The following is an 11,487-nucleotide window of genomic DNA, read 5'->3' as shown; positions in this document are numbered from 1 at the left end:
TCAGGAGCGACCGCGCTTGTCGTCGTCCCCTGGCGGGCGCGAAGCGAGGAATCGTTCGAGCTCGGCAGCGAGCTCATCCGCACTCGGAAGATCACCCGTATGGATGATGGGCTGTCCGAGCGCCGACCCCGCCATGTACGAGTCGTAGCGTTCCTCGAGCGTGTGCAGCATGGTCGTCAGCTCTTCGCTGCCGGAAACCTGATCAGCGACCTTCTCGAGGTAGTCGCGGTTCTCGTTGCGCAACGTGTCGCTGTCGAAGACGAGCCCGGTCGCGACGCTCAGGCTGTCGAGGCCGGCGATGGCCGCAGCCGGGTACTCGGTCTCACCGAGGTAATGGGGCACGAGCAGGGCGAAGCCCGCGACGCGCGCGTCGGCCTCGGCGAGACGGAGCTCGAGCAGATGGCCCGCCGTGGCGGGGATCTGCGTTCGGGGCTGCCAGACGGAGTGGGCCGCCGTGAGTTCGGAGCGGGTACCGCTGACCGTCGCGCCGATGGGTCGCGTGTGCGGCACGGGCATGGGAATCGCGTGCACCCACGTGATCGAGGCGACCTGCATCCCCTCGGCCAGACCCACGACGGTTTCGGCGAACGCCTCCCACGCGAAGTCGGGCTCGTAGCCGGCGAGCAGCACGAACGGCTGGCCGAGCGAGTCGTGCGCGAGAGAGAGCTCCAACCGCGGCGCGCGGTAGTCGGTGAGGTGATCCTCGTCGAAGGTGACGATCGGCCGCCGTGCGCGGTAGTCGAACAGGACGTCGTTGTCGAACGCGACGACCGTCGTGGGGTCGAGCTCGCCACGGAAGTACTCGACGATGCGCGAGACCGCACCGCCGGCATCGGTGAACCCGGTCAGCGCGATGACGAGCGGCAGCCCCGCGGGAACGGGCGGAGACCCGGCGGCACGTGCGTAGAGCGGTCCGGACAGCGGCATGGTTCAACTCTACGAGGCCCATCACACCCCCGAGGCGGCTCACCCCCTCGCTGTCAGCGAACGCCCGCGGCGCGCGAACCTAGGATGGGAGGATGCCGTTCCCCGAGATCGCGCACAGCAGCGCGCCCGTCACCGAATCCGACGCCGACGCTCTCGTCCTCGTTCTGCCACCGCTCGATGAGCAGGCCGACGTCGCCGACTGGCCGGGCATCACCGAGATGCTGACCGCCGTCGGGTTCACCGGCGCGCGAGGATCGGTCCATCGCGTCTTCCTGCCGGCCGTGTCGTCGACCCCCGTGGTCGTCGTCGGATCGGGAACCGATCCCGACGCCGCCGCGCTGCGCGACGCCGTCGGCACGGCAGTTCGCGTCACGACAGGTTTCGCCTCGCTCGCCGTGACCGCGCCGCTCGCGGCGGCGGATGCGTGGGGCGCTCTCGCGGAGGGTGCCGCCATCGGCGGGTACCGCTTCGCCGGATACAAGGGCGGCACGCCGAAATCGCGCGCGGAACGGGTCACGATCCACTCGTCGGCTGAGCCGTCCGCCGAGGACGTCGCGGCCGTCAACGCTCTGGGTCGGGCGCTCGCGCTGGTGAAGGACCTGGTCAGCACGCCCGCCGAGTGGCTGTCGCCCGCAGACCTCGCGGAGCGCGCGATCGAGGCCGTCGCGGGGCTCCCCGTCGAGGTCGAAGTCCTCGACGAGAGCGAGCTCGAACGTCGGGGCTTCGGTGGGGTGCTCGGCGTCGGGCAGGGCTCCGACCGCCCGCCCCGCGTCGTTCGCGTCGACTACTCCCCCGCGGACGCCGCACGTCACGTGGCGCTGGTGGGCAAGGGCATCACCTTCGACACGGGAGGCCTCTCGCTCAAGCCCCCGGCGAGCATGGTCGGCATGAAGTACGACATGGCCGGTGCCGCGACGGTGCTGGCGGTCGTCCAGGCGGCCGCGGCGCTCGCCCTTCCGGTGCGCGTCTCGGCATGGCTCTGCGTCGCCGACAACATGCCCTCGGGGCGCGCGACGCGCCCGGGCGACGTGCTCCGCATGCTCGACGGCACGACCGTCGAGGTTCTGAACACCGACGCCGAGGGCCGTCTCGTCCTCGCCGACGGCATCGTCGCTGCCAGCCGAACGCGGCCGGACGCGATCATCGACGTCGCGACTCTGACCGGGGCGATCATCGTCGCCCTCGGCAACCGGCACACCGGTGTCATGGGAGACGAGGCCGCCGTCGCCGACTATCTGGCGGCGGCCGATCGGGCGGGCGAGGACGCATGGCACCTGCCGCTCCCCGCTCACATGGAGGACGAGCTCGACTCGCCGATCGCCGACATGCAGAACGCGAAGATCGGCGACCCCTCGGGCGGCTCCCTCTTCGCGGGCCTCTTCCTCCAGCGCTTCGTCGGGCGTACGGGTGACGATGACGACGCTCCTCGGATCCCCTGGATCCACCTCGACATCGCCGGGTCGGGTACGACGAAAGCCGCCTTCGGCGGCACCGACAAGGGCCCGACCGCGGCGACCGTCCGCTCGCTCGTCGAGTACCTCCGGGGTTCGCAGCGATGACCGATCACAGCGTCGATCTGGTGATCCTCGGCGGTGGCAGCGGCGGTTACGCGACCGCACTGCGCGCCGCGGAACTCGGCTCATCGGTCGTGCTCATCGAGAAGGACAAGCTCGGCGGAACGTGCCTGCACCGCGGCTGCATCCCCACCAAGGCGCTCCTGCATTCCGCAGAGGTCGCCGACAGCATCCGCGGCTCGGAGCACGTCGGCGTGCGCGCCGCTCTCGAGGGAATCGACATCGCTGGTGTCCATGCATATCGCGAGGGCATCGTGGCCAAGAAGCACAAAGGCCTCGAGGGCCTAATCGCGGCACGGAAGATCACCGTCGTGCACGGCGAGGGCAGACTCGAGGCGGACGGCGGCGTGACCGTCGGGGACGACCGTTACCGCGGCACGGATGTCGTGCTGGCCACCGGCTCGTACAGCCGATCGCTGCCCGGACTCGAGCTCGACGATCGGATCATCACGAGCGAGGGCGCCCTGGCACTCGGCACGGTGCCGCGGCATGCCGTCATCCTCGGCGGCGGCGTCATCGGAGTCGAGTTCGCCAGCATCTGGCGATCCTTCGGCGCCGAGGTGACGATCATCGAGGCTCTCGACCGGCTGCTGCCCGCTGAGGATGCCGCCATGAGCAAGGCCATCGAGCGCGCGTTCCGCAAGCGCGGGATCAGCGCTCGCACCGGAGTGCGCTTCGCCGGCGCCGAGAGCCGAGCGGACGGCGTCCGGGTGTCGCTCGAAGACGGCACCGAGCTCGAGGCCGACGTCCTGCTGGTCGCCGTCGGCCGCGGCCCCGCGACGGCCGGTCTCGGTCTCGAAGAGGCCGGAGTCGAGCTCGATCGCGGCTTCGTCCGCGTCGACGAGCGGCTGCGCACGACACGCGACCGGGTGTGGGCCGTCGGCGACATCGTCCCGGGCCTGCAGCTCGCTCACCGCAGCTTCCAGCAGGGCGTCTTCGTGGCCGAGGAGATCGCGGGCCTGCGCCCGACCGTCGTCCCCGACAGCCTCGTGCCGCGCGTCACTTACAGCAGCCCGGAGGTCGCATCCGTCGGGCTGACGGAGGAGCAGGCCCGTGCCGAGCACGGTGACGCGATCGTGGTGCGCGAGTACAACCTCGCCGGAAACGGCAAGAGCGAGATCCTGGGGACGGCGGGCCTGGTCAAGGTCGTTCGACGACTCGATGGCCCCATCGTCGGGGTGCACCTCGCCGGCGATCGTGTCGGGGAGCTCATCACCGAGGGCCAGCTCGCGGTGGGCTGGGAAGCCCATCCCGAGGACATCGCACCTTTCATCCACGCCCATCCGACGCAGAGCGAAGCTCTCGGAGAAGCATTCCTGGCGCTGGCGGGCAAACCGCTGCACGCGCTCTGACCGGTCGACCGATGCAGATCAGTAAGCTAGAAGGACATCGGCATTTCTTGAAGGAGACAGATTCATGAGCACTTCCGTGGTCCTCCCCGCGCTCGGAGAGAGCGTCACCGAGGGAACGGTGACCCGCTGGCTCAAGAAGGTCGGTGACACCATCCAGGAAGACGAGGGTCTTCTCGAGATCTCCACCGACAAGGTGGACACCGAGATTCCGTCGCCCGTGAGCGGCGTCATCGAAGAGATCCTCGTGCAGGAGGACGAGACCGTCGAGGTCGGCGCCGTTCTGGCGAAGATCGGTGACGGTTCGGGCGCGCCCGCGAGCGACGCACCGTCCGAGCAGGCTCCGGCTGAGGAGGCTCCCGCTCCCGCGGAGGAGGCTCCTGCCGCCGAGGCACCCGCCGCACCCCAGCAGGCCGCTCCCGCTCCGGCAGCATCCGGCGACGCGAAGGATGTCGTGCTCCCCGAGCTCGGCGAGAGCGTGACCGAGGGAACCGTCACCCGTTGGCTCAAGCAGATCGGCGACGACGTCGCGGTCGACGAGCCGCTTCTCGAGATCTCCACCGACAAGGTCGACACCGAGATCCCCGCGCCTTTCGCCGGCACGCTCGTCGAGATCCTCGTCCAGGAGGACGAGACCGTCGAGGTCGGCTCGGCACTCGCGCGCATCGGCTCGGGCGCTCCCGCCCCGGCCGCGGAAGCGCCCGCCGCCCCCGAGCCCGCCGCAGCGCCCGAGCCCGCGGCTGAGAAGCCCGCCGCGCCGGCCGAGGCCCCCGCGCAGGAATCGGCGCCCGCTCCGGCTCAGCAGGCCGCTCCCGCTCCGCAGCAGGCCGCTCCCGCTCCGCAGGCTGCTCCGGCGGCTCCGGCCGCTGAAGCAGCGTCCGCTTCCGACAACGACGGCGTCACCTACGTCACGCCGCTCGTGCGTCGCCTCGCCCAGCAGCAGGGCGTCGATCTGTCGTCGATCAAGGGCAGCGGCGTCGGCGGTCGCATCCGCAAGGAAGACGTCCTCAAGGCCGCGGAAGCCGCATCGGCCCAGCCCGCCGCCGCATCCGCGGAGGCTCCCGCCGCCCCCGCGCAGGTCGAGGTCTCGGAGCTGCGCGGAACGCGCGCGCCGATGTCGCGCTTGCGCAAGGTGCTCGCCAAGCGCGCCGTCGAGTCGATGCAGCAGACCGCTCAGCTGACGACCGTCGTCGAGGTGGACGTCACCAAGCTGTCGGCGTTCCGCGACAAGGTGAAGGTCGACTTCAACGAGAAGACCGGCGCGAAGCTGTCGTTCCTGCCTTTCTTCGCCCTCGCTGCAGCCGAGGCGCTGCAGACCTTCCCGATCGTCAACTCGACGGTCGACGGCGAAGAGATCGTCTACCCCGCCACCGAGAACATCTCGATCGCGGTCGACACCGAGCGCGGGTTGCTCACGCCCGTGCTGCGCGACGCAGGCTCGAAGAACCTGGCCCAGATCGCTCAGGACATCGCAGACCTCGCCGCACGCACGCGTGACAACAAGCTGAAGCCCGATGAGCTCGCAGGCGGAACGTTCACCATCACCAACACCGGATCGCGCGGCGCGCTCTTCGACACCCCGGTGGTGTTCCTGCCGCAGTCGGCGATCCTTGGCACCGGCATCGTCTACAAGCGCCCCGGCGTCGTGACGGTGGACGGCAAGGACGCGATCTCGGTGCGCTCGTACGTGTACCTCGCGCTCTCGTACGACCACCGCACCATCGACGGCGCCGACGCAGCACGATTCCTGAGCGCGATGAAGGCACGCCTCGAGGGCGCCCAGTTCGAGGGGAACCTCGGCTACTGATCAGCTGAGCACCCACCTCACGGCTGGTCCGCGACGTCATACACGTCGCGGACCAGCCGTTTGTCGTCACGCCGAACCAGCACGACGACTTGCGCAGGCAGCGTCCCGGATGGGTCGTCGACGCGAACCACCTCGACCCCGCCCAGATCATCCAGAAGGTTCGCCTCTCGGGGGCCGGCGGACGTCGCGACGCCTTCCGGGAGCGCCGCATCCGGACGCTCCAGGATCGCCGCACGGCATTGCTCATCCTCCTCCCGCCAGCATCGCGCGAGTTCGTCGATGGCGCTCCCGACCGGGTCGGCCTCCTCGTCGTCTTCGGGCGCGCCGGAGACCGGCGCAGGAGTCTCCTCCGCGGCGGGGACCGGCCCGGCCGACGTCTTCTGTGCTGCGTCATGCCTCGGCGTCGGGCGCATGATCGAGTCTTCGGGCACGTCTCGGGCCGAGGCGGATCCGTTGTCGCTCTCGCCACCCTCCGGCCACAGCAGACCCACCACGAGCGTGGTGGCGACCGCAGCGAGCGCGACCATCGGGACGCGTCGCCGCCCGGTCGCGGTTCCCCCGCTCTTGTCGGCCTCGGCGCCATGGCCCCGCCGCCGGGCCGGGAGCCGGTCGGACACGCGTCGGACTGCGGCGCGCACCGAGCGGAGAACATCGGTCAGGCGCTCGACGACCTCGCCGTCGACGAGCCCGGCGGCAGCATCCCGTGCCAGCGGAGCCGGGCCCGGCCGGGCGCCGGGATGGCCAGCGGTGTCGTGCTCGCGAACGTTGCGCGCGGACGGAGATGACGCCGACACCGACACCGCGAACGGCTCCGGGGTCGCCACCGCGAAGAGGTCGTCCTCGAGGCCGGGCACCGTGAAAGGCAGCGTGACCCGGTCGCTCAGCGCCTCGTCGAGTCGGTCACGGATCCGCCGGGGCAGCACGGCGTCCGCGATCCGGTCGAGCACCAGCCGCGACGAGAGTTCCCATGCGCGGTCTCCGCTCGGCACGAGCACAGGTCGTCCCTGGGTCGTCGACCACCACTCCCCCTCGTGGCAGTCCGATTCCGCCGCTTCGGCCGCCCCTCGGAGGACGCTGACCGCAAGTGTCACCGCCTGGCCGGGCGTGAGGTCGAACGGCTGCTCACCACCGCACAGGCGTGTGTCGAGCAACGGCAGAATCGCCACGGTCGTCCCCGCGATCCGGTCCACGTCCTCGACGGCGAGCAGGTGACCGTCCGGCCGCGCCGCCCACACCGGACGCGGCACGTCCGCCGCAGAGACTCGGTACACCGCGCCGTCGGACGTCGCCAGGATCTCCCCGGCAAAAGGCACCTCCGGAGGCGCGACGCGGCGTAACGGAGTGGTGACGTCAAGATTGCCCGTTCGGATCATGGCCCCAGTCTCGCGATGGCGCCCGGCGCGCCTGCGACCTTCCGGTGCCGATGTGCACAGTGATCGCGCGACGGTGCCTGTGCAGGCGGAACGGGGCGGCCGAAAAGGTAGGCTGTGAGCATGTCGTCCCGCAGCACCGCACCCGAGAAGCGCCCCGGATTCTTCTCCCAGCTCCGCTCCCTCTTCACCTTCACGAAGGAGTACTACAGCTGGTTGCCGTGGCTGCTCATCGGCATCGTGGTCGTCGGCATCGGTCTCGGCGTCCTCGTGGGCTTCCTCATCCCGCCGGGAGCGATCTGGAGCATCATCCTGTGGGGCGTCACGGGTCTGCTCTTCGGCATCCTCGGCGCCATGATCACCATGACGCGACTGGCGACCCGGGCGATGTACAAGCGCATCGACGGGATGCCGGGAGCGACGGGGCACATCATCTCGACCAACCTCGGCCGAAAGTGGCAGGCTTCGGAGATGCCCGTCGGCGTGAACCCGAAGACTCAGGAAGCGGTCTACCGGGCCGTCGGCCGTGGCGGTGTCGTCATCATCGGCGAGGGTGCCCGCGGACGTCTGACGCGACTGATCAACGACGAGCGCAGCAAGGTCAAGCGCGTGGCCTCGGGTGTGCCGATCCACGTGCTTTACGTCGGCCACGGCGAGGACGAGGTCCCCATCGCCAAGCTCGCCCCCACCATCAAGGCGCTGCCGAAGGCGATCGACCGTACGACGATGGCGGCCGTCATCAAGCGCATCGAGTCCGTCTCGCAGTCGGTCACCTCGCTGCCGATCCCGAAGGGCGTCGACCCGATGAAGGCCCGCGCCCAGCGACCCCGCTGAGCGCCACCCGACCCGAGGCTGGTGGGATCAGGCCCGGACGAGGATCGTGCCGGCCGCCTTGTCGTGGAGGCCCCGCTGGTCGGGATCGAACACGACGGCGGGGATGACGAGGACGAGGAGCAGCGTCCGGATGATCGGACGCCAGAGGCCCGTCCAGCCGCCGTGCAGGAGCTCGAGGCGCAGGCCCACGATGCGGTGACCCGGGCTGCCCCCGATGAGCGGGATGAAGATGACCTGGAGCGCGGCGAAGACGGTGATCGGCGCGAACTGCGTCACTCCCGCCTCGCCCGGAAGCGCGAACTGGTCGAAACCGAGGAACGCCGTCGCGAGCAGCGTGGCCGCGGCGTAGTCGATCACCAGAGCCGCGAGCCGCCGTCCCAGGCGGCCGACGCTGCCGGGCCCGTGCTCGGGACGCCCCAGCCGCTCGCCGGGATAGGTGTTCTCGCGCAGGGATTCGGGCACCCGTCCAGCCTAAACGGGGCCGGCCGCGTAACATCCCGGAAACATCCGAGATACTGCCGGGCAACTGGATGCCGATAGGTTCGAAGAGGTCTGGATGACTCCAGGCTGTTCCTCACCCGATCTTGGAGACTCCATGTTCAAAGATTCTTCCGAGGTGCTCAAGTTCATCCAGGACGAGGACGTCAAGTTCCTCGACATCCGTTTCACGGACCTTCCTGGCGTGCAGCAGCACTTCAACATCCCGGCCTCGACCGTCGACGAGGAGTTCTTCACGGTCGGTCAGCTGTTCGACGGCTCGTCGATCCGCGGCTTCGCGAACATCCACGAGTCGGACATGCAGCTGATCCCGGACGTCTCGACGGCCTACGTCGACCCGTTCCGCGAGGCGAAGACGCTGATCATGATCTTCGACATCTACAACCCGCGCAACGGCGAGATCTACGCCAAGGACCCGCGGCAGGTCGCGAAGAAGGCTGAGAAGTACCTCGCCTCGACCGGCATCGCCGACACCGCGTTCTTCGCGCCCGAGGCCGAGTTCTACATCTTCGACGACGTGCGCTACGAAGTGAAGCAGAACTCGAGCTTCTATTCCGTCGACTCCGAAGAGGGCGCCTGGAACACCGGCCGCGTCGAAGAGGGCGGCAACCTCGCCAACAAGACCGCGTACAAGGGCGGCTACTTCCCCGTCTCGCCCGTCGACAAGACCGCCGACCTGCGCGACGACATCTCGCTCAAGCTCATCGAGTCGGGCCTCGTGCTCGAGCGCGCCCACCACGAGGTCGGCACCGGTGGACAGCAGGAGATCAACTACCGCTTCGACACCATGGTGCACTCGGCGGACGACATCCTGAAGTTCAAGTACATCGTCAAGAACACCGCCGAGATGTGGGGCAAGGTCGCGACCTTCATGCCCAAGCCTCTGTTCGGCGACAACGGCTCGGGCATGCACACCCACCAGTCGCTGTGGCTGAACGGCGAGCCCCTCTTCTACGACGAGAAGGGCTACGGCGGTCTCTCCGACATCGCACGCTGGTACATCGGCGGCCTGCTCAAGCACGCTCCCGCGGTCCTGGCGTTCACCAACCCGACGCTCAACTCGTACAAGCGTCTGGTCAAGGGCTACGAGGCTCCGGTCAACCTGGTCTACTCGGCTGGCAACCGTTCGGCGGCCGTCCGCATCCCGATCACGGGCACCAACCCCAAGGCCAAGCGCATCGAGTTCCGCGCCCCGGACGCCTCGGGCAACCCGTACCTCGCCTTCGCCGCTCAGATGATGGCCGGCCTCGACGGCATCAAGAACCGCATCGAGCCGCACGAGCCGGTCGACAAGGACCTCTACGAGCTGCCGCCCGAGGAGGCCAAGAACATCCCGCAGGTTCCGAACTCGCTGCTCGACTCCCTCGAGGCGCTGCGCAACGACCACGAGTTCCTGCTGGCCGGCGGCGTCTTCACGCCCGAGCTGATCGAGACCTGGATCGAGTACAAGATCGAGAACGAGATCCAGCCGATCAACGCGCGTCCTCACCCCTACGAGTACGAGCTGTACTTCGGCGTCTGATTCCGAGGAGTCTCAGGGACCGCACTCCCGGTTCCGAGGCCAGCAATTTACTGAGCCCCAGACAGCAGATGCCGTCTGGGGCTCAGTCGATCTTCGAACTTTACGGACGGCTACGGGAAGTAAACGGACAGGTTCTCAGACCGTGCGGATGACCGCTTCCGCGCAAGCGCAGCGACGGCAACAGGCACGGGCGAGGCGCGGCGGGCTCGCAGCGTGTGGTTCGCTGGCTGGATGGCCGCCCTAATCGCCCCATCTGACGACGAACCCTTCGACGAGGGCGAAGAAGAGGCGTCCGCCGACGAGGGCGACGTGCCGGCCGACGACACTTCGGAAGAGACCCCGCGGCACACGCGCAGCCGTTTCACGATTCGTGGCCACGACGGCGAGGCGCTGGACCCGAAGGATCTGGAAGCGTTCAAGGGTGTACTCCCCTCGGGGTCGCTGGGACGAATCTTCGACGACGACTTCACGCGGTCTCTGATCAGCCCGTTCATGCAGCAGATTTCGACGCTGAAGCTCAGCGACTCCGTGACACGGCTCCTCGGCCAGACGTCCGACTCCGGTGTCTTCGGGTCCGCCTGGCTGAAGGTCACGGGCCTCACTAGCAACGCCTCCTTCGTGCCAGGAACGAATGCTGCGACATCGCAGTTGATCTCCTCCGCAATCGACGCCTCCGCAGGGGTGAAGGACTACCAGGGGCTCGCCGGCGCCGCATGGCTGGAGAGCATTCCGGCCCTGACCGACACCGGCTGGATGAAAGACTTTCCCGGACTCACCGGGGTCGGGTCGTTCACCGGCAATCTGTTCACGGACGCGCAGTTGCGGGCGATACTCCCGGCGATCGCGATGCCGGATTTCGGCTTGCAGATCGGCTTGCCGTCGTTCATCACCGACTTCGATGTCGACCCGCTTCTCAGGTCGCTGAAGCTGCAGCGTGTTCCGTCAAACTGGGTGGACATCGACCTCGATCCCGACGACGCCGAAGAGTCCATCCGCGCGGTGCTCGCCGACGGCATCCCGCTCGGCTGGGTGCCAAGCGAACGGGTCGTGCAGCTCCTGCTGGGTGCGCCCGATGCGCGTGCGCGTCGACGGATCATCTCCAACAACTGGCGTGGCATCCTGAACGACTGCGACGACGTGCTCGGCGGGCTGCCGGCACCCCGCGCACTGAGGTACGCCGACAAGCTTCGTCGAGCCACCGCTGCGCTGCGCGACGCTCACACCGACGCCGCGCAGGCGCTCGCGACCAACATCCTCGACACGCTCGTCGGCCACTTCATCGCCCCCGCGCTCGGGGTGCCGCGAAGCACGTTGGTGAACCCGACGTGGAATCACAAGTTGCTCACGGACGGGTGGCGCCTCGCGCTGTCGTTGCTGCCGCTTGAGACGGTTATGCGTGGCCAGTTCGACGTCGACCACACCGGCACGGGCTTCCGCCGCAACGCCACCGTTCACGCCGTGACCGAGCGGCAGTACAACCGCATCAACGCCACCATCGCGATCATGCTCGCGACCTCGGTGCTGGCCTGCGCGGTGAGGGACACCAGCGCCTTCGGCTGACCCGCTGAACTCTCCGCCGACGGGCCACCGTGCCACGGGGGTGGTG

The 11,487-nt window shown here is 68.8% G+C and carries 9 protein-coding genes; 6 read left to right on the top strand and 3 right to left on the bottom strand.

Annotated features, from left to right (window positions below; translation table 11 throughout):
• Window positions 1-927, bottom strand: coding sequence for a proteasome assembly chaperone family protein (locus DO944_RS02005; RefSeq protein WP_112614154.1), 927 nt, complete (start codon window positions 925-927; stop codon window positions 1-3).
• 92 nt (window positions 928-1,019) lie between these two features.
• Here DO944_RS02005 and DO944_RS02000 point away from each other — a divergent pair, with 92 nt between their 5' ends.
• The 3 genes from DO944_RS02000 to sucB all read left to right on the top strand — a co-directional run bounded on the left by DO944_RS02000 (window position 1,020) and on the right by sucB (window position 5,657).
• A complete protein-coding gene (locus DO944_RS02000; protein WP_112614152.1) occupies window positions 1,020-2,486 on the top strand; it encodes a leucyl aminopeptidase in 1,467 nt (488 codons plus the stop codon).
• Window positions 2,483-3,853 (top strand): dihydrolipoyl dehydrogenase, encoded by a 1,371-nt coding sequence (lpdA, locus tag DO944_RS01995; protein WP_112614150.1) that lies wholly within the window; start codon window positions 2,483-2,485, stop codon window positions 3,851-3,853. The genes DO944_RS02000 and lpdA overlap by 4 nt, the downstream gene beginning before the upstream one ends.
• 64 nt (window positions 3,854-3,917) lie before the next feature.
• A complete protein-coding gene (gene sucB, locus DO944_RS01990) occupies window positions 3,918-5,657 on the top strand; it encodes a 2-oxoglutarate dehydrogenase, E2 component, dihydrolipoamide succinyltransferase (RefSeq protein WP_112614148.1) in 1,740 nt (579 codons plus the stop codon).
• Window positions 5,658-5,674: 17 nt separating this feature from the next.
• Here sucB and DO944_RS01985 read toward each other — a convergent pair whose 3' ends face one another.
• On the bottom strand, window positions 5,675-7,030 hold the full coding sequence (locus DO944_RS01985) for a hypothetical protein (RefSeq protein ID WP_146751992.1): 1,356 nt from the start codon (window positions 7,028-7,030) through the stop codon (window positions 5,675-5,677).
• 120 nt (window positions 7,031-7,150) lie between these two features.
• Here DO944_RS01985 and DO944_RS01980 point away from each other — a divergent pair, with 120 nt between their 5' ends.
• Window positions 7,151-7,861: a DUF4191 domain-containing protein gene (locus tag DO944_RS01980; RefSeq protein ID WP_112614144.1), complete on the top strand. Its 711-nt coding sequence runs from the start codon at window positions 7,151-7,153 to the stop codon at window positions 7,859-7,861.
• Between the two features lie 27 nt (window positions 7,862-7,888).
• Here DO944_RS01980 and DO944_RS01975 read toward each other — a convergent pair whose 3' ends face one another.
• Window positions 7,889-8,323 (bottom strand): RDD family protein, encoded by a 435-nt coding sequence (locus tag DO944_RS01975; RefSeq protein ID WP_258524530.1) that lies wholly within the window; start codon window positions 8,321-8,323, stop codon window positions 7,889-7,891.
• Window positions 8,324-8,456: 133 nt separating this feature from the next.
• On the opposite strand from DO944_RS01975, the gene glnA reads away from it, so the two are divergent.
• Both glnA and DO944_RS01965 read left to right on the top strand, forming a co-directional pair.
• Window positions 8,457-9,881: a type I glutamate--ammonia ligase gene (glnA, locus tag DO944_RS01970; RefSeq protein ID WP_023951345.1), complete on the top strand. Its 1,425-nt coding sequence runs from the start codon at window positions 8,457-8,459 to the stop codon at window positions 9,879-9,881.
• A gap of 231 nt (window positions 9,882-10,112) precedes the next feature.
• Window positions 10,113-11,441, top strand: a complete 1,329-nt coding sequence (locus tag DO944_RS01965) for a hypothetical protein (RefSeq protein ID WP_112614142.1) — start codon at window positions 10,113-10,115, stop codon at window positions 11,439-11,441.
• Window positions 11,442-11,487 lie beyond the last annotated feature (46 nt).

It is taken from the genome of Microbacterium sp. SMR1, assembly GCF_003289625.1.
In the GTDB taxonomy this organism is placed as follows: Bacteria; Actinomycetota; Actinomycetes; order Actinomycetales; family Microbacteriaceae; genus Microbacterium; species Microbacterium plantarum.
This window is presented reverse-complemented; position numbering and strand designations above follow the sequence as displayed.

Bases quoted from the DNA above. Each gene is read 5' to 3' on its own strand.
- DO944_RS02005 (WP_112614154.1), bottom strand. From the start codon at position 927: ATGCCGCTGTCCGGACCGCTCTACGCACGTGCCGCCGGGTCTCCGCCC.
- DO944_RS02000 (WP_112614152.1), top strand. From the start codon at position 1,020: ATGCCGTTCCCCGAGATCGCGCACAGCAGCGCGCCCGTCACCGAATCC.
- lpdA (WP_112614150.1), top strand. From the start codon at position 2,483: ATGACCGATCACAGCGTCGATCTGGTGATCCTCGGCGGTGGCAGCGGC.
- sucB (WP_112614148.1), top strand. From the start codon at position 3,918: ATGAGCACTTCCGTGGTCCTCCCCGCGCTCGGAGAGAGCGTCACCGAG.
- DO944_RS01985 (WP_146751992.1), bottom strand. From the start codon at position 7,030: ATGATCCGAACGGGCAATCTTGACGTCACCACTCCGTTACGCCGCGTC.
- DO944_RS01980 (WP_112614144.1), top strand. From the start codon at position 7,151: ATGTCGTCCCGCAGCACCGCACCCGAGAAGCGCCCCGGATTCTTCTCC.
- glnA (WP_023951345.1), top strand. From the start codon at position 8,457: ATGTTCAAAGATTCTTCCGAGGTGCTCAAGTTCATCCAGGACGAGGAC.
- DO944_RS01965 (WP_112614142.1), top strand. From the start codon at position 10,113: ATGGCCGCCCTAATCGCCCCATCTGACGACGAACCCTTCGACGAGGGC.